Annotated in this window: 14 protein-coding genes and 4 riboswitches; of the genes, 3 read left to right on the top strand and 11 right to left on the bottom strand. The window is 73.5% G+C overall.

Annotated elements, in window-relative coordinates; translation table 11 throughout:
- Window positions 1–66: 66 nt before the first annotated feature.
- A complete protein-coding gene (locus tag ACZ7LB_RS18090; protein ID WP_471469278.1) occupies window positions 67–795 on the bottom strand; it encodes an SDR family oxidoreductase in 729 nt (242 codons plus the stop codon).
- Window positions 796–1,144: 349 nt separating this feature from the next.
- Between ACZ7LB_RS18090 and ACZ7LB_RS18085 the strand changes: the two genes are divergently transcribed.
- Window positions 1,145–1,864: a leucine-rich repeat domain-containing protein gene (locus ACZ7LB_RS18085; RefSeq protein WP_471469277.1), complete on the top strand. Its 720-nt coding sequence runs from the start codon at window positions 1,145–1,147 to the stop codon at window positions 1,862–1,864.
- 68 nt (window positions 1,865–1,932) lie between these two features.
- Here the strand turns inward: ACZ7LB_RS18085 and ACZ7LB_RS18080 are convergent, their stop codons facing one another.
- Genes ACZ7LB_RS18080 through ACZ7LB_RS18070 form a run of 3 tightly spaced genes read right to left on the bottom strand, consistent with a single transcriptional unit; the run spans window position 1,933 to window position 5,512 of the window.
- Window positions 1,933–3,075, bottom strand: coding sequence for a bifunctional 2-methylcitrate synthase/citrate synthase (locus tag ACZ7LB_RS18080; protein WP_471469275.1), 1,143 nt, complete (start codon window positions 3,073–3,075; stop codon window positions 1,933–1,935).
- 20 nt (window positions 3,076–3,095) lie between these two features.
- Window positions 3,096–4,001, bottom strand: a complete 906-nt coding sequence (prpB, locus tag ACZ7LB_RS18075) for a methylisocitrate lyase (protein ID WP_471469538.1) — start codon at window positions 3,999–4,001, stop codon at window positions 3,096–3,098.
- Between the two features lie 2 nt (window positions 4,002–4,003).
- Window positions 4,004–5,512 (bottom strand): MmgE/PrpD family protein, encoded by a 1,509-nt coding sequence (locus ACZ7LB_RS18070; RefSeq protein WP_471469273.1) that lies wholly within the window; start codon window positions 5,510–5,512, stop codon window positions 4,004–4,006.
- A 211-nt stretch (window positions 5,513–5,723) separates the two neighbouring features.
- On the opposite strand from ACZ7LB_RS18070, the gene ACZ7LB_RS18065 reads away from it, so the two are divergent.
- Window positions 5,724–7,214 carry a short-chain fatty acyl-CoA regulator family protein gene (locus ACZ7LB_RS18065; RefSeq protein WP_471469271.1) on the top strand — a complete coding sequence of 497 codons (1,491 nt, stop codon included), beginning with the start codon at window positions 5,724–5,726 and terminating at the stop codon, window positions 7,212–7,214.
- On the opposite strand, the gene ACZ7LB_RS18060 is transcribed toward ACZ7LB_RS18065, so the two are convergent.
- From ACZ7LB_RS18060 to ACZ7LB_RS18035, 6 genes are all read right to left on the bottom strand, one after another.
- Entirely contained in the window at window positions 7,182–7,550 is a 369-nt protein-coding gene (locus ACZ7LB_RS18060; protein WP_471469269.1) for a hypothetical protein, read from the bottom strand. The two genes, ACZ7LB_RS18065 and ACZ7LB_RS18060, sit on opposite strands and share 33 nt — an antisense overlap.
- 92 nt (window positions 7,551–7,642) lie before the next feature.
- Window positions 7,643–8,422: an enoyl-CoA hydratase gene (locus ACZ7LB_RS18055; protein ID WP_471469267.1), complete on the bottom strand. Its 780-nt coding sequence runs from the start codon at window positions 8,420–8,422 to the stop codon at window positions 7,643–7,645.
- Window positions 8,419–9,315: a 3-hydroxyisobutyrate dehydrogenase gene (mmsB, locus tag ACZ7LB_RS18050; protein WP_471469265.1), complete on the bottom strand. Its 897-nt coding sequence runs from the start codon at window positions 9,313–9,315 to the stop codon at window positions 8,419–8,421. Before mmsB ends, ACZ7LB_RS18055 begins: the two co-directional genes overlap by 4 nt.
- A complete protein-coding gene (locus ACZ7LB_RS18045) occupies window positions 9,312–10,376 on the bottom strand; it encodes an enoyl-CoA hydratase/isomerase family protein (protein ID WP_471469263.1) in 1,065 nt (354 codons plus the stop codon). The genes mmsB and ACZ7LB_RS18045 overlap by 4 nt, the downstream gene beginning before the upstream one ends.
- Window positions 10,373–11,521: an acyl-CoA dehydrogenase family protein gene (locus tag ACZ7LB_RS18040; RefSeq protein WP_471469261.1), complete on the bottom strand. Its 1,149-nt coding sequence runs from the start codon at window positions 11,519–11,521 to the stop codon at window positions 10,373–10,375. Before ACZ7LB_RS18040 ends, ACZ7LB_RS18045 begins: the two co-directional genes overlap by 4 nt.
- 6 nt (window positions 11,522–11,527) lie before the next feature.
- Window positions 11,528–13,051 (bottom strand): CoA-acylating methylmalonate-semialdehyde dehydrogenase, encoded by a 1,524-nt coding sequence (locus ACZ7LB_RS18035; RefSeq protein ID WP_471469259.1) that lies wholly within the window; start codon window positions 13,049–13,051, stop codon window positions 11,528–11,530.
- 181 nt (window positions 13,052–13,232) lie between these two features.
- Window positions 13,233–13,406: riboswitch (cobalamin riboswitch) on the bottom strand.
- Window positions 13,407–13,696: 290 nt separating this feature from the next.
- A riboswitch (cobalamin riboswitch) is annotated at window positions 13,697–13,768 on the top strand.
- 180 nt (window positions 13,769–13,948) lie between these two features.
- On the opposite strand from ACZ7LB_RS18035, the gene ACZ7LB_RS18030 reads away from it, so the two are divergent.
- Window positions 13,949–14,452 carry a DUF4430 domain-containing protein gene (locus tag ACZ7LB_RS18030; RefSeq protein ID WP_471469257.1) on the top strand — a complete coding sequence of 168 codons (504 nt, stop codon included), beginning with the start codon at window positions 13,949–13,951 and terminating at the stop codon, window positions 14,450–14,452.
- Window positions 14,453–14,573: 121 nt separating this feature from the next.
- Here the strand turns inward: ACZ7LB_RS18030 and ACZ7LB_RS18025 are convergent, their stop codons facing one another.
- A complete protein-coding gene (locus ACZ7LB_RS18025; RefSeq protein ID WP_471469255.1) occupies window positions 14,574–15,992 on the bottom strand; it encodes a prenyltransferase/squalene oxidase repeat-containing protein in 1,419 nt (472 codons plus the stop codon).
- Between the two features lie 129 nt (window positions 15,993–16,121).
- Window positions 16,122–16,197, bottom strand: a riboswitch (cobalamin riboswitch).
- Window positions 16,198–16,290: 93 nt separating this feature from the next.
- A riboswitch (cobalamin riboswitch) is annotated at window positions 16,291–16,425 on the top strand.

The raw sequence follows: 16,425 nt of genomic DNA, 5'->3' as shown, positions 1-16,425 counted from the left end.
CCCGCTCCGCGCGCCAACCGACAGGCGGTCGACCGATGTACGGAGCGCGAGGGCACCAAGGGACGGTCAGACCTGCTCGAAGTGGAACGCCTTGATGAAGCAGTCGCGGGGCTGGGCGACGGCGAAGAAGACGCACTCCACGAGCGACTGCGCGGTGAGGTTGTCGTCGCTCGCGCGCGAAGTGGTCCCCCACTGCCCGGAGAGCGGGTCGCAGTTGTCGAAGTCGGGCGGGTAGAGGGAGATCACCCGCACTCCCCGGGGCCGCAGGCGCTTGGAGAGGATCTCCACGAAACCCGCCTGGGCGCTCTTGGCCGCGTAGAAGGCGTCGTGGGCCTCCGAGCGGTGGTGGCCGGCGGTCCCGCAGGCGGAGACCATCGTCACCACGTCCGGCCGCTCCGAACGGAGCAGCAGGGGGAGGAAGTTCTTGACGGTCAGCACGGTTCCGGTGGCGCCGGACGCGATGGTGTCGACGACGTCGGTGTCGGACGCGGACCCGAGGTCCGGCCCTTCGAGGTAGCGGGCGCCGTTGTTGACCAGGATGTCGACGCGGTCGGTGTGCCCGGCCACGTCGTCGGCGAAGGCGCGGATCGAGGCCGGATCGGTCAGGTCGCAGGCGAAGGCGTGGGCCTTGGCGTTCCCCCGGTCGTGGATCTCGTCGCGGACGCGTTCCGCGGCGGCGAGGGTCCGGGCGGAGAGGAGGACCTCGGCACCGAGGTCGGCGAAGCGGAGGGCCAGGGTGCGGCCGAAGTCACGGCCGGCCGCGGTGATGACCACGCGGTGATCGTCAAATCGCATAACGGAGCTCCTGGTTCACGTACCGGATCGATCCCGCGGTGCCCTTCGGGGACCGCCTCCGGCAGCGTATGCGGCGCTCCCCGGGTGCGGACCGCCGCCACGGCACGGCACATCCGTACGGGTGACGACGGGAGCGCGGAGACGACGGCGGCGGGCGGTCCGGAAGGCCGGGGAGAGGTCGCGTACGGGCCCCGGGACGAGGCGGCCCGCGGGCGGTGCGAGGTGACGTACCGGGGCCGGTCCGCCGGACTCCGGCGCCGCCGGGGGGTGTCCGGCCGCGTTGCCGACGGGGCCGGATCCGGGAGGGCGGAGAATTCCCACGGGAACCGCCGACGAGGAGGAGACGGCCGTGCGGCACACACTGGACCTGTGGCGTCAGGGGCTGGGCACCGTGCCCGACCCGGTCTGGCGACGGACCGATCTCCGCGTGCTGATCCTCGCGGAGAACGGGCTCACGTCCGTCCCGCCGGACATCGGGCGACTGCGCCGGCTGGCCACCCTGGACCTCGGACACAACGCGCTGGCCTCCGTCCCCCCGGAGATCGGCGGGCTGACCGGGCTCGACGGCTGCCTCTATCTGCACGACAACCGGCTCACGGAGCTTCCCGGCTCCCTGGGGAACCTGACCCGGCTGCGCTACCTCAACGTCGGGGAGAACGCCCTCACCGCCCTGCCGGAGACCATCGGCGGGATGACCGGCCTCGTCGAACTCAGGGCGGGGCACAACCGGCTCACCGGCCTGCCCGATGCCGTCGGCGGGCTCCGGGCCCTGCGCGAACTGTGGCTGCGGGGGAACGCGATCGGGTCCCTCCCGGCGTCGGTGGCCGGGCTGCGCGAGCTGCGCCACCTGGACCTGCGCGAGAACGCCCTGGCCGAGGTGCCGGAACCGCTCGCGGACCTCCCCCTGCTGCGCCAGGTCGACCTGCGGAGCAACCGCCTGGGCCGCCTGCCCGGCTGGCTCGCCCGGATGCCCTCGCTGGAGAAGCTGGACCTGCGGTGGAACGGGATCGACCCCTCGCTGCCGCTGCTCGCCCGGCTGGAGGAGCGGGGGTGCGTCGTCCTGACGTGACCGGGCGGGCTCTCCGGTGGTGAGCCGCCGCCCGGCCGGAGGGGCCGTCCCGAGCCGGGTGGCGGGGGCTACGCGGCGCCCGGAACCGTCCGCTGTCCGGGACCGTCGTAGGAGGCCAGCGGGCGGATCAGCGCGTTGTGGGCCAGTTGCTCGGTGATGTGGGCGGTCCAGCCGGTGATGCGGCTCATCACGAAGACCGGGGTGAAGGCGGGGATGTCGAAGCCCATGAGGTGGTAGGCGAGGCCGGCCGGGTAGTCCAGGTTGGGGTGGATGCCCTTGCGGTCGGCCATGGCGTGGCGCAGGGCGGCGTGCAGGGTGGCGAGCCGGGTGACCTCGGGGTCGGCGGCGCGGGCCACGAGCCGGTCGAGGGCGTCCTGCATGATCGGGACGCGGGAGTCGCCGTGCTTGTAGACGCGGTGCCCGAAGCCCATGATCCTGCGCCCTGACGCCAGCGCCCCGTCCAGCCACTCCCCGGCACGCGCCGGGTCGCCGATCTCCAGGAGCATGTGCATCACGGCCTCGTTGGCGCCGCCGTGCAGCGGCCCCTTGAGGGCGCCGATGGCGGCGGTGACGGCGCTGTAGAGGTCGGAGAGGGTGGAGGTGACCACGCGGGCGGTGAACGTCGAGGCGTTGAAGCTGTGTTCCGCGTAGAGGATGAGGGAGATCTCGAAACAGCGGACGACGTCCGGGGCGGGGACGCTGCCGAAGCACATGTGGAAGAAGTTCTCGGCGTACCCGAGGGAGGGGTCGGGAGGGATGGGGGCGAGCCCGCGGCGGCGGCGTTGGTCGGCCGCGACCACGGTGGGCAGCTTGGCCAGCAGTGTGAGGGACTTGGCGCGGTGGGCGGCGGGGCTGCCGTCGTCCTCGGTCGGGTCCTCGGCGCCGAAGAAGCTGACCGCGGTGCGCAGCACGTCCATGGGGTGGCAGGTCTCGGGCAGCCGGGCCAGCAGTTCCAGGGCGGTGCGGTCCAGCGGGCGCAGGGCGCGTTCGCGGGCCCGGAACTCGCGCAGCCGGCCCTCGTCGGGCAGTTCGCCGTGCCAGAGGAGGTGGGCGACCTCCTCGAAGGAGCGGCGGGCGGCGAGGTCCTGCACCGGATAGCCCCGGTAGGTCAGGGAGTTGGTCTCCTGGATGACGGTGGAGATCCCGGTGGTGTCGACGACGACACCGGCGAGTCCGCGGTGGATCGCGGGCGTGGGCGCGGGGGTGGTCATGGGTGCCTGCCTTCGCTGGGTCAGGTGCCGGGGGGAAGGGTGAAGTCGAAGACGGCCGTGTCGAAGGCCGAGTACTCCTGGTAGCCGAGGAGTTCGTAGAGCCGGGAGCGGGTCTGCATGCGCGGCAGCAGGGAGCTCTGGGTGCCCTCGGCGGCGATGGTGCGCAATCCGTCCTCGACCGCTCCCATGGCGAGACGCAGCAGGGTGACCGGGTAGAGGGCGATGTTGTAGCCGAGGTCCTCCAGGGTGGCCGCGTCGAGCAGGGGCGTCCTGCCGAACTCGGTGAGGTTGGCGAGCAGCGGTACGTCCACGGCGCCGCGGAACGCCTCGTACTCGGAGAGACCGGCGAGGGCTTCGGGGAAGACCGCGTCCGCCCCGGCGTCCACGTACGCCTTCGCGCGGTCGACCGCCGCGGTCAGGCCCTCCACCGATCGGGCGTCGGTGCGGGCCATGAGCAGGAAGTCCGGGTCCCGGCGGGCGTCGACGGCGGCACGGAGGCGTCGGACCATCTCCTCGCGGGGCGCGATCGTCTTGCCGTCGAGGTGGCCGCAACGCTTGGGGTTGACCTGGTCCTCCAGGTGGAGTCCGGCCAGCCCGGCGTCCTCCATCAGCTGGACGGTGCGGGCGGCGTTCATCGGTTCGCCGAAGCCGGTGTCGGCGTCGACGAGGACGGGCAGGTCGGTGGCCCGGGTGGTCTGCTGGGCCCGGGCGGCGATCTCCGTGGAGGTGGTCAGGCCGATGTCGGGCAGTCCGAGGTCCGCGGCGAGGACCGCTCCCGACAGGTAGACGGCGTCGAAGCCGGTGTCCTGGATGAGGCGGGCGGACAGCGGGTTGATCGCGCCGGGGACGCGCAGCAGGCGTCCCGAGCCGAGCTGTTCCCGGAAGGACCGGCGGCGTTCGGCGGGCGTGGTCCGCGTGTGCAGCACCATCAGAACAGCCCCTCGGGCAGCTCCGCGTCGTACGCGGCGACGGCTTCGGTGTCCACGGCCGGGAACAGGCCGTCGAGGCCGGTCGCCGGAAGCTCGGCGAGGCGGGCGGCGGAGTCGAGGAAGGCGTCCTGCGCGGGCCCGGTGACGATGCCCTCGGCGAGGGTGCGGAACTTGCGGGTGTATCCGGGGCGGTCGAAGGGGCGGGCTCCGGCGGGGTGGGCGTCGGCGACGGCGAGTTCGTCCTCGATCACCGAGCCGTCGTCGAGGGTGATGACCGCGCGTCCGCCGAAGGCGCGGCGGTCCGGGTCGGGGTCGTGGTAGCGGCGGGTCCACTCCGGGTCCTCGACCGTCGTGATCCTCCGCCACAGCTCGACGGTCTCCGGGCGCCGGGCGCGTTCGGGGGCGTAGGAGCGCTCGTGGTGCCAGGTCCCGTCCTCCAGCGCGACGGCGAGGATGTAGGGCACCGAGTGGTCCAGCGTCTCGCGGCTGGCGGCCGGATCGTACTTCTGGGGGTCGTTCGCGCCCGAGCCGATCACGTGGTGGGTGTGGTGGCTGGTGTGCAGGACGACCGAGCGCACCCTGTCCAGGGGACCGGCCTTCGCCCGCAGACGCCGGGCCAGGTCGATGACCGCCTGGGCCTGGTACTCGGCCGAGTGCTCCTTCGTGTAGGTGTCGAGGATCGCTCGGCGCGGCTCGCCCGCCCCCGGGAGGGCGACGGTGTAGTCGGAGCCCGGGCCGTCCAGCATCCAGGCGAGGAAGCCGTCCTCGCCCTCGTAGATCGGCGACGGGGAGGTCTCGCCGCGCATGGCCCGGTCGACGGCTTCGATCGCCGCCTTCCCGGCGAACGCCGGCGCGTACGCCTTCCAGCTGGAGATCTCGCCCTTGCGGGACTGACGGGTGGCGGTGGTGGTGTGCACGGCCTGCTGCACCGCCTGGTACACCGTCGCGGTCGGCAGCCGCAGCATCGATCCCAGACCGCCGGCGGTGGCGGCGCTGAGGTGGGCCACGTGGTCGACGCGGTGCTCGTGCAGGCAGATGCCCCTGACCAGCGCGACGTGGATCTCGTAGGCGGCGGTGATGCCGCGCAGCAGGTCGGCGCCGGTGCGGCCGGTGTGCTGGGCGACGGCGAGCAGCGGCGGGATGTTGTCGCCGGGGTGGGAGTAGTCGGCGGCCAGGTAGGTGTCGTGGTAGTCCAGCTCGCGCACGGCCGTGCCGTTCGCCCAGGCGGCCCACTCCGGGGAGACCCGGACCGCCGCGCCGAGGACCGAGGCTCCGGGGGCGGCGGCGCCGTGGGCGGTGGCCTGGGCACGGGCGACCGCGACCGGGCGGCGCAGCAGGGAGGCGACGGCCACCGAGGCGTTGTCGATCACCCGGTTGACGACCATGCCGGCGCTGTCGGGATCCGGTTCCCCGGTACCGGTGGCCACGTCCGCCAGTTTCCAGGCGAGCTGGTCCTCGCGCGCAAGCCGGTCGGCGCTGGGGTGGACACGGACGTGGTGCTCGATCACGGGGCTCCTCGCGGGGTGCGGACGGTCCTTGCCGGTGCTGACGTGATCGACGGTGCCCGTTCCGCACCGGTCCGGCCACCTCTCCAGTCTGTGGAATCCCGCCATCCGGGAGCTGCGAATCTGCGAATTTGGCGAAGGTCGCGGATGCTATGTTCGCAAGCAGGCCCGCCGGAACGCCTCCCCTTCCCGGCTTGCGACAAGGATGTGCGCCGTGCCCCGAGGAGCAGCCGACCGCAAGATCCACGCCCATGCGAAGCTGCGGCGGCTGCGCCGCGAGCACGGGATGAACCAGGTCGACATGGCCCGCGCCCTCGGCATCTCCACCAGCTACGCCAACCAGATCGAGCAGAGCCGGCGCCCGCTGACCGCGTCGGTGCTGCTGCGGATCGCGGAGGTCTTCGGGGTCGACGCGGAGTTCTTCTCCGAGGCCGACGAGGACCGGCTCGCCACCGACCTGCGGGCCGCGGTCGCGGACGAGGCGTGCGGAGCGGCGCCGCTCGCTCCCGAGGAGATCGCCGAGGCGGCCCGGGACCACCCCGAGGTGGCGCGCGCCCTGGTCGCCCTGCACCGGCGCTACCGGGACACGGTGGAGCGGGCCGCCGCCCTCGGCTCCCCCGGGGCCGCGGACGGTCTGCTGCCCGCCACCGAGCCGCACGACGAGGTGCGGGACTTCTTCTACACGCACCACAACCACTTCGAGCCGCTCGACACCGAGGCCGAACGCCTCGCCGGGGCGATGCGCCTGCGCCCGGGCCGGGTCTCCGACGCCCTCGTCGCCCGCCTGGGCGAGGAGCACGGGATCAGGGTCGTCCGGGCGGCTCCCGGGCGCTCGGGTGACGCCCGCAGACTCGACCCCGACACCGGTCTGCTGTTCCTGTCGCCCTGGCTCAGCGAGGGCCAGCGGGCCTTCCAGCTCGCCACCCAGCTCGCCCTGCTGGAGCACGGGCCGCTCCTCGGCCTGCTGGCGGACAGCGCCACGGGCCTGACCTCGCCGAGGTCCCCCGCGCTGGCCCGCATCGGCCTGGCGAACTACTTCGCGGGCGCCCTCCTGATGCCGTACTCCGTCTTCCACACGGTGGCCGAGGAGGTGCGCTACGACATCGAGCTGCTCTCGGCCCGCTTCGGCGTCGGCTTCGAGACCGTCTGCCACCGCCTCAGCACCCTCCAGCGGACCGGGCGGCGCGGGGTCCCCTTCTCCTTCCTCCGCGTCGACCGGGCCGGGAACATCTCCAAGCGGCAGTCGGCGACCGACTTCCACTTCTCCCGGCTCGGCGGCACCTGCCCCCTCTGGACCGTCTACGAGGCGTTCTCCGCGCCCGGCAGGATCCTCACCCAGGTCGCGGAGATGCCGGACGGCAAGCGGTACTTCTGGGTGGCGCGCACCATCACCCGGGGCGGCTTCGGCCACCGCGCCCCGCGCGCCGAGTTCGCCGTGGCCCTCGGCTGCGAGCTGCGCCACGCCCACCGGCTCGTCTACGCCGAGGGCGTCGCCCTCGACGACTCCCGCGCCGCCACCCCGATCGGGCTGGGCTGCCGGATCTGCGAACGCCGCGACTGCGCGCAGCGGGCACGCCCCCCGGCGGGCGGGCGGCTGGCCGTCGACCCCGACCGGCGGACGTATGTGCCGTATCCGGTCGAGAGCGGTCCGGGGCCGGCGGCGGAACCCGGATCAGCCGGATTCGGCGCGGTGCCCGCGCAGTAGCACGGAGATGGCACGGCGCAGGCGCGCCGCCTCCCCCTCCGGGTCCTCCCCGGTGTCCGGCGGTCCGTCCGGGCGGCCGGTTCGTCCGTGGCCCGCCGGGTCCGGCCCGGGCGCCGGGGGTGCCGGACGGCCCTCCGGTGGGTCGGCCACCAGTTCCGCCAGGTCCTCCAGGAGCCGCTCGGTGCGCCGCATCCGGTCGCCCAGGGCCCGGAGCCGGGCGCTCTGGCCGCCGACCTGCCTTCTGCACGCGAGGAGTTGCTCGTACTCCGCCACGGTCAGGGCGACCGCCTCCACCCCTTCCACGGTGATGCGTGGCGGCTGCCGACGTCTGGTCATTCCGGTACCCCGTCCTCCCGTTCCGCTGGTCGTACGTGCCGGAACGCGAGCGGCCCCGGGATCGTTCCCCGGGGCCCCGCGTACCGGGTGGTTCAACGGTGCCGGAAGACCGGCGCCCGCTTGCCGGTGAAGGCCGCCATGCCCTCCTTCTGGTCGGCCGTGGCGAACACCGCGTGGAACAGGCGGCGTTCGAAGCGGACCCCCTCGGCGAGGCTGGTCTCGAAGGCGCGGTTGACGGCCTCCTTCGCCATCATCGCCACCGGCAGCGACATCTCCGCCACCGACTCGGCGACCGCCTGCGCCTCCGCGAGGAGTTCACCGGCCGGCACGATCCGGGAGACCAGTCCGGCCCGCTCGGCCTCGGCGGCGTCCATGGTGCGCCCGGTCAGGCACAGTTCCATGGCCTTGGCCTTGCCGACGGCCCGGGTCAGCCGCTGGGAGCCGCCGATGCCCGGGATCACCCCGAGCTTGATCTCCGGCTGGCCGAAGACGGCGGTGTCGGCGGCGAGCAGGATGTCGCAGAGCATGGCCAGTTCGCAGCCTCCGCCGAGCGCGTAGCCGGCGACCGCGGCCACGGTGGGCGTCCGGATCTGTCCGAGCCGGTCCCATGCGGCGAACCAGTCGGTGAGGTACATGTCCATGTACCCCCGCGGTGCCATCTCCTTGATGTCGGCCCCGGCCGCGAAGGCCCTCGCCGAGCCGGTGATGACGAGGCAGCCGATGTCCGGGTCCCGGTCGAGTGCCTCGGTGGCGGCGACCACCTCGTTCATCACCCGGAGGTTCAGCGCGTTGAGCGCCTTGGGCCGGTCGAGGGTGAGCCAGGCGGTGCGGCCCTTGCGTTCGACCAGGATGGTCTCGTACTCGTCGCTCACGTGGCGTCTCCGCTCCGTTCCCTGATGGTGCCGACGATGGCCGAGAAGTCCCGCGCGCCACCGGTGCCCTCGGCGTATTCGGCGTACAGTTCCGCCGCGCGGTGCCCGAGTTCCGTGTGCACGCCGCCCGCCTTCGCGGCGTTGGCGGCCAGCCGCAGGTCCTTGGCCATCAGGGCGGCGGCGAAGCCCGGCCGGTAGTCCCGGTTGGCGGGACTGGCCGGGACGGGCCCGGGAACGGGGCAGTTGACGCTGAGCGCCCAGCACTGGCCGGAGGCCGTGGAGGCCACGTCGTACAGCGCCTGATGGGACAGCCCGAGGCTCTCGCCGAGGACGAACGCCTCGCTGACGGCGATCATGGAGACGCCGAGGATCATGTTGTTGCAGATCTTGGCGGCCTGCCCGGCGCCCGGCCCGCCGCAGTGCACGGCCCTCCTGCCCATGGCCTCCAGCAGGGGGCGCGCCTCGGTGAACTCCTCTTCGCCACCGCCCGCCATGAACGTCAGGGTGGCGGCCTCGGCACCGACCACTCCGCCGGACACGGGCGCGTCCAGGGAGCGCATCCCGGCGGTGCGGGCCCGCTCGTGGGCCGTCCGCGCGTCGGCGACGTCGACGGTGGAGCAGTCGACGAAGAGGGTGCCGGGGCGGGCGGCGGTCAGGGCCTCGTCGTAGAGGTCCAGGACATGACGTCCGGCGGGCAGCATGCTGATGACCACGTCCGCCTCCCGGACGGCCGCGGTCACGGACCCCGCGGGTTCGGCCCCGGCCCGGCAGGCGGCCTCCACGGCTTCGGGGACGAGGTCGTGGCCGAGCACGCGGTGGCCCGCCCCGGCCAGGTTGGCGGCCATCGGGCCGCCCATGTGGCCGAGTCCGACGAACGCGACGGTCCGGGTCACCACGCGATCTCCTCCAGGGCTCCCGAGGGGGTCGGGACGGGTCCGGGCCCGTCGGCCGGGGCGAAGAACCGCTCCACGTCGGCGTCGGTGACCTCCTCCAGGGTGGCGGGCGACCAGCGCGGCGTCCGGTCCTTGTCGATGACCTGGGCCCGGATGCCCTCGATCAGGTCGGGGCCGCGCAGACAGGCGCGGGAGACGCGGTACTCCTGTTCGAGGACCCGCTCCAGTGGCCCGAGCCGCCGGGCGCGGCGCAGCGCGGCCAGGGTCACCTTGAGCGCGGTCGGCGACTTGGTGAGCAGGGTTCCGGCGGTCTCCTCGGCCGCGGGACCGCCGTGGGCGTGGAGCCGATGGACGATCTCCTCGACGGTGTCCGCGGCGAAGCAGGCGTCGATCCAGTCCCGCCGGGCGGCCAGTCCGCCCGGCGGCGGGTCCTGGACGTGCCGCCCGAGTGCCTCGCGCACCGGCAGCCGGTCGAGGTCTTCCACGAAGGAGGGCAGGGAGGCGGAGGGCATGTAGTGGTCGGCCAGTCCGCACAGGAGGGCGTCCGCGGCGCCGACCGCCGCGCCGGTGAGGGCGAGGTGGGTGCCCAGCTCTCCGGGGGCGAGGGCGAGCAGATGGGTGCCGCCGACGTCGGGGACGAAGCCGATGCCGGTCTCGGGCATGGCGACGCGGGAGCGCTCGGTGACGATCCGCACGCTGCCATGGGCGGAGACGCCGACGCCGCCGCCCATCACGACCCCGTCCATGACGGCGACGTACGGCTTGGGATAGCGGGCGATACGGGCGTTGAGACGGTACTCGTCGCGCCAGAAGGCCGCGGTCGCGCTGCCGTCGCCGTCCCGGGCGTCCTCGTGGATGGCGCGGATGTCACCGCCCGCGCACAGCCCCCGCTCCCCCGCCCCGGTGAGGACCACGGCCTCCACCGCCGGATCGCGCTCCCACTCCGCGAGCGCCTCCTCGACGGCGAGCACCATCCCCCGGGTGAGGGAGTTCAGGGCCCCCGGACGGTTGAGGACGATGTGGGCGGCCCGGCCGCCGGTCCGGAACAGGACGTCGCTCATCCGAACGCCTCCGTCAGACCGCGGGCCACGATGACGCGCATGATCTCGTTGGTTCCTTCCAGGATCTGGTGGACCCGCAGGTCCCGGACGATCTTCTCGATCCCGTACTCGCTGAGGTAGCCGTATCCGCCGTGGAGCTGAAGGGCGCGGTCGGCGACCGAGTAGCCGGTGTCGGTGGCGAACCGCTTGGCCATCGCGCACAGGTACGGCGCCTGCGGATCGCCCCGGTCCAGTGCCTGCGCTGCCTGCTGGACCAGCGCGCGGGCGGCGGTGAGTTCGGTCGCCATGTCGGCGAGCCGGAACCTCAGGGCCTGGGCGTCGAGGAGCCGGGCACCGAACGCCTCGCGGTCGGCGAGGTGGACGAGGCTGCGGTCGAGGGCGCTGCGGGCGCCGCCCAGGGAGCAGGCGGCGATGCCGAGACGGCCGCCGTTGAGGCCGTTCATGGCGATCCGGAAGCCGTCGCCCTCGCGGCCGAGGAGCCGGTCGGCGGGCAGGCGGACGCCGTCCATGACCACCTGGCGGGTGGGCTGGGCGTTCCAGCCCATCTTCCGTTCGTTCGGCCCGAAGCCGAGGCCCGGGTCGTTCCGGTCGAGGACGAACGCGGAGATCCCGGCGGATCCCTCACCGCCGGTGCGGGCCATCACGACGTAGAGCCGGGCGGCGCCGGCGCCGGAGATGAACTGCTTGACGCCGGTGAGCACCCAGTCGTCGCCGTCCCGTACGGCACGGCTGGTCAGGGCGGCCGCGTCCGATCCGGCGCCCGGTTCGGTGAGGCAGTAGCTGGCGAGGTCCTCCATGGCGCACAGGCGCGGCAGCCACCGCTCGCGCTGGGCGTCGTCGCCGTAGCTGTCGATCATCCAGGCGACCATGTTGTGGATGGAGAGGTATCCGGCGATGGACGGGCAGCCGGAGGCGAGCGTCTCGAAGACGAGGACTCCGTCGGCGCGGCCGAGGCCGGAGCCGCCGGACTCCTCCCGGACGTAGACGCCGCCGAGGCCGAGACCCGCCGCCTTGCGCAGCACGTCCACGGGGAAGTGCTTGTCGCGGTCCCAGTCGAGGGCCTGCGGGGCGAGGTGGTCCTGGGCGAAGTCGAAGGTGGTCTCCACGAGGGCCTGCTGGTCCTCGGTGAGCAGGGTGCCGGTCATGTCGGGTCAGCCCATCGTGGGGAGGGTGAAGCTGGCGCCTTCCCTCTGGCCGGCGGGCCAGCGCGAGGTGACCGTCTTCGTCCGGGTGTAGAAGCGGATGGCGTCCGGGCCGTGCTGGTTGAGGTCGCCGAAACCGGAGCGCTTCCAGCCGCCGAAGGTGTGGTAGGCGACGGGTACCGGGATGGGCACGTTGACACCGACCATGCCGGTGGTCACGCGTCGGCTGAAGTCGCGGGCGGTGTCCCCGTCCCGGGTGAAGATGGACACGCCGTTGCCGTAGGTGTGCTCGCTGGGCAGGCGCAGCGCCTCCTCGTAGTCCGCGGCGCGGACGACGCACAGGACGGGACCGAAGATCTCCTCCTGGTGGATGCGCATGCCGGGAGTGACCCGGTCGAAGAGGCTGGCCCCGGCGAAGAAGCCGTCCTCGTGTTCCGGAAGGGTGAAGTCGCGTCCGTCGACGACGAGTTCGGCACCCTCCTCCACTCCGAGGTCCACATAGGAGCGGACCCGCTCGACGGCCTCCGGGCCGACCATCGGGCCGAAGTCGGCCCCGGGGTCGTCGCTGCGGCCGATGCGCAGCGCGGCGACGCGCTCCTTGAGCCGGGCCACGAGGGCGTCGGCGGTCGCCTCACCGACGGGGACGGCGACGGAGATGGCCATGCAGCGCTCGCCCGCCGAGCCGTACCCGGAGCCGACCAGGGCGTCGGCGGCCTGGTCGAGGTCGGCGTCGGGCATCACGATCATGTGGTTCTTGGCGCCGCCGAAGCACTGGGCGCGCTTGCCGCGGGCGGCGGCGGTGGCGTAGACGTGCGCGGCGACGGGGGTGGAGCCGACGAAGCCGAGGGCGGCCACGCGCGGGTCCTCCAGCAGGGTGTCGACCGCCTCCCGTCCCCCGTTGACGACGTTGAGGACGCCCGGCGGGAGCCCCGCCTCCAGGAACAGCTCGGCGAGCCGGAGCGGAACGGACGGGTCCCGTTCCGACGGCTTGAGGATGAAGGCGTTGCCGCAGGCCAGGGCGGGCGCGGCCTTCCACAGGGGGATCATGGCGGGGAAGTTGAACGGCGTGATGCCCGCGACCACGCCGAGCGGGGCGCGCAGGGAGTGGACGTCGATGCCGGTGCCGGCGTTGTCGGTGAACTCCCCCTTGAGCAGGTGCGGGATGCCCGCCGCGAACTCGACGACCTCCAGGCCGCGCTGGATGTCGCCGTGCGCGTCGGCCACCGTCTTGCCGTGCTCGGCGGACAGCAGCCGGGCCAGGGCGTCCTTCTCGCCCTCCACCAGGCGCAGGAACGCCAGCAGGACACGGGCGCGGCGCTGGGGGTTCCACTCCGCCCAGGCCGGCTGCGCCGCCGCGGCGTCGCTGATCGCCGCCTCGGTCTCCGCCCGGTCGGCGAGCGGTACCAGGGCCTGGACCCGGCCGGTGTTGGGGTCGTACACGTCGCCGAAGGCCCCCGAGGTTCCCGGGGTGTGCTTGCCGCCGATGAAGTGCGTCAACTCGCGCACGGAGGCGCGTTCGTGCTCACGGACCATGACTGCCTGCTCTCGTCAGGAGGGATCCGGGGACGGCGCGCCGGCCCGGCGTCCGAACGCGGTCGGCATACGGAGATCGGGGGCGCGAGATCGCGTGGGGCCGCGGCCTCGTCAGAGGGAGGGCTCACCAGGGTCATGGGTGCACACCGGTGCCATGCGTGTCGGCTCCATCCTCGTGGAAAACACGGAACGTCCCGCGGCCGGTATCCTGACTCCCGGATCAGCGCGCGCCGTCCGCCTTCCCGACATCCAGCTCGTCAGTGGCGTCCTGCTCGACGGCGTGCTCCCCGGTCACAGTGGCGGGACCGTGCCGGAATCACACCGGCTTCCCTGCACCGCGGGCCTTGTGTCCGCGACTATATAGTCGGTCGTCCTAGTAAATCCAGCGACACACGAACCCTGTCCGGGGCGGCACCCATCGGCGCCGCGCTCCGGGGGCCCGGCCCCCGGGACGTGCCGCGACCGTCCGCCCCGGCAAGGGGCCCCGCCATCGGCCCGGCACCCCGCCCGCACCGGAGGTGCCTGTGGCGCCTTCTCCTCAACTGGCCCTAGACTGCGCTGACTTCGGCGCCCGTCGGCCACGGCCGACGGACCGCGGAAGGGCGTCACCGCGTACGGCACGACAACCGCATACGCGCGTGACCGGGGGAAGCCGGTGGGAATCCGGCGCTGACCTGCAACCGTGTGCGGCCCGTCGGGCCGCGAGTCGGGGAACCCGGCACGTGCTCCGTACCGCTTCCCACTGTCATGGTCTGCAGCGTGAAGCCGAGAGCCCCCGTGCCGCCACGGCCCGGTGTCCGACCCGCCCTGCGGCGGGCGGCACCGCAGCGCCCGCCCGGACGCGGTCCGGCGGCCCGGCGGCCCTGCCGCGGACCGCCCGATCAGGAAGGCTCCGCCATGCGCCGCACATCCGTCCACCGTCACCTGGCCGCCGTGGCCGTACTCGGTCTGGCCCTGTCCTCCGGGACGGCCGTCGCCCACGCCGACGGCGCCGCCACGGCCGCGACCACGGGCACCAACGCCCCCGTCAGAGTGTCCCTGACGGTGCAGGGGCCGGACGGGCTCCTGTTCAAGGGCCGGGTCCGGACACGGGGCCACGACGTCACCACCGCGACCGGCGGCACCCACACGTGCGACGGCACCAACGGCGGCGCCCACGCCAGTGCGGTGCCCACACCGACCGCCGCGCTCGACGACGCCGCCCACCGGAGGGGCTTCACCTGGGACGGCACGTGGTACCCGTCCTTCGACGACTTCTCGGTGGACACCATCGGGAACGTCAGCGGCGGGGGCGGCGCCTACTGGAACATCTCCGTCAACGGCACCTCGACACCGGTCGGCGGCTGCCAGTTCGGGCTCGTCGCCGGGGACGAGGTCGCCTTCACCTGGACGGCCTTCTGACGGAACGTCATCCCGTCCGGGTCGCGCGCACGGCGGGGCCGGCGACGAGCCCGCCGTGCGGGCCCCGCGGACGCGGGGCCGCGGGGAGCCGGTCCGGGCGCTCCCCGCGGCCCCGCCGGTGTCAGGCCCCCCAGCGCAGGGCGATCGTGTCGCCGACGCCCACGGCGGTGCCCCGGGCCGCGGCGGCGAAGGACGAGCCGTCGAGGCTGGCCTTCCACGTGCCGGAACCGCCGCCGGCCTTGCCGTTGAGGGAGGTGACGGCGCCCGTGCCGGACGAGGGCGCCACGGAGGTCACACAGCCCGCGGGGGTGGCCGCCGTCCGGGCCGCGTCGAGGACCGCGCCCAGGGTGGTCGTCGGCCCGGTCGGCGTGAGCGTGACGGAGCACACCTCGAGGCCCCCCGCACCGTCGTCCACGGTCAGTGCGAGCGTCGCCGCCGTACCGGAGGTGAAGGAGCCCTCTCCGACCCACTGCGGCGCCCCCGGGGTGACCGGTGCGGGCGGTGCGGCGGTGAATCCCGCGCCGGCCACGGCCCTCATCCCGTCGCTGGAGGCGTAGGCGGACGGGCCCGTGTCACTGGGCAGGTACCTGAATCCGCCGCCCGGGTTGAACTGCTGGGCGATCAGGAAGTCCAGCGGGGTCCTGCCCATGGCGGTGAGGAAGTCACCGGTCTGCGCGTTGATGCCGCAGGCGTTCAGTCCGGAGACCGCCCAGCCGTTGGAGTTGGTGTTGACACCGAACATGGCGTTGAAGGCACCGCTGCCGGCCACCAGCTTGCTCTTGAGGAAGGCCCTGGCCCGGACGATGTCGGCGTCGGTGTTCGGCACGCCCGACACGCACAGCGCGGCCATGGCCGCACCGGTCATGTCGATGTCCGAGGTCTTGGCGAGCTCGGTGGCGCTGCCTTCCGCCTTGCCGTAGTTCCAGCCGCCGTCGTTGTGCTGGTTGGCCCGGATCCGGGTGGCCATCGCGTCGCGGAGCGCCTGCGGGACACGGAGCTGACCGGAGGGGGTCCTGGCGCCGTTGAGGGCCAGGGCGGCGAAGACGGTGCCGTTGAAGTTGCCGGACGGGCCGAAGTAGCCGGGTTCGGCGGTCTGCCAGTAGCGGTGGATGTCGGCGATCAGGTTGCGGGAGGCGGAGACCCGGGCCGGGTCGACACCGGCGGCGTAGGCGTTGAGGGCGGCCCGCTCGTAGTCGGTGACGACCGGGGACGCGGACGGCCACCCGCCGGTGGACAGGAGGTTGCGGTAGACCGTCCTCGCGTTCCTGCTCGGGTCACCGCCGGGCGTCACGTCCACGGCGGCGGTTCCGGCGGCGGCGAGCGCGCTGAACGCCCACTCGTTGGAGAGCCCCGGGCCGGCGTACGAACCGTCCGCCGCCTGAAGGGACTTGAGATAAGCGACGCCGTTGGTCTTCGAGGTGGCGATCTGGGCGGGTGTCGTGGTCGCGGCGGCCGGCGGCGCCGTCAGCGCGAGGGCGCCGACCGCGGCCACCGCGGCCAGGGCCGAGCGACGGAGGAAGGGAGAAGAGGTACGGGACAAGGCCTGCTCCTGGGACGGGGACGCCGACCGGTCCCCGTGCTGTCGCCGGGCAGCGCGGTGCGCGGGCGGAAGCAGCGGGTGTGGCCGCCGTCCGGGACGCGTGGATCGGCTTCCAGTGCTGTGCCGCCTGGGCATTCGGGCTCGGAACGGCCCCCTGCCGTTCCACACCGCTGCGCGTCAGCCCCGGATTCCCACCGGGTTCCCCCACTCGGCAGACCGGGACGGTACCCGACGGGCGTCCGGGCCGCCACAGCGGCTCAGGAGAACCGCCGCACCGGCCCGCGGCCGTCTTGACGCGATCGGTGATGCATGCTCAAATCCCGCTGATACGCCTTGAGTTCCAGGGGAAGCCGGTGAGAATCCGGCGCTGACCCGCAACCGTGGGCCCGGCAGACGCCGGGCGAGCCGGAACACCTGGAGCGTTCATCAGCAA

It is taken from the genome of Streptomyces sp. NPDC107521, from assembly GCF_055598485.1.
The sequence above is the reverse complement of the archived record's forward strand: the minus strand, read 5'-3'. Positions and strand labels throughout refer to the sequence as shown.

What these genes read in the sequence shown, in the direction of transcription:
- ACZ7LB_RS18040 (WP_471469261.1), bottom strand. Translation starts at nt 11,521, where the DNA reads ATGACCGGCACCCTGCTCACCGAGGACCAGCAGGCCCTCGTGGAGACC.
- ACZ7LB_RS18035 (WP_471469259.1), bottom strand. Translation starts at nt 13,051, where the DNA reads ATGGTCCGTGAGCACGAACGCGCCTCCGTGCGCGAGTTGACGCACTTC.
- ACZ7LB_RS18080 (WP_471469275.1), bottom strand. Translation starts at nt 3,075, where the DNA reads ATGACCACCCCCGCGCCCACGCCCGCGATCCACCGCGGACTCGCCGGT.
- ACZ7LB_RS18045 (WP_471469263.1), bottom strand. Translation starts at nt 10,376, where the DNA reads ATGAGCGACGTCCTGTTCCGGACCGGCGGCCGGGCCGCCCACATCGTC.
- ACZ7LB_RS18060 (WP_471469269.1), bottom strand. Translation starts at nt 7,550, where the DNA reads ATGACCAGACGTCGGCAGCCGCCACGCATCACCGTGGAAGGGGTGGAG.
- ACZ7LB_RS18030 (WP_471469257.1), top strand. Translation starts at nt 13,949, where the DNA reads ATGCGCCGCACATCCGTCCACCGTCACCTGGCCGCCGTGGCCGTACTC.
- ACZ7LB_RS18090 (WP_471469278.1), bottom strand. Translation starts at nt 795, where the DNA reads ATGCGATTTGACGATCACCGCGTGGTCATCACCGCGGCCGGCCGTGAC.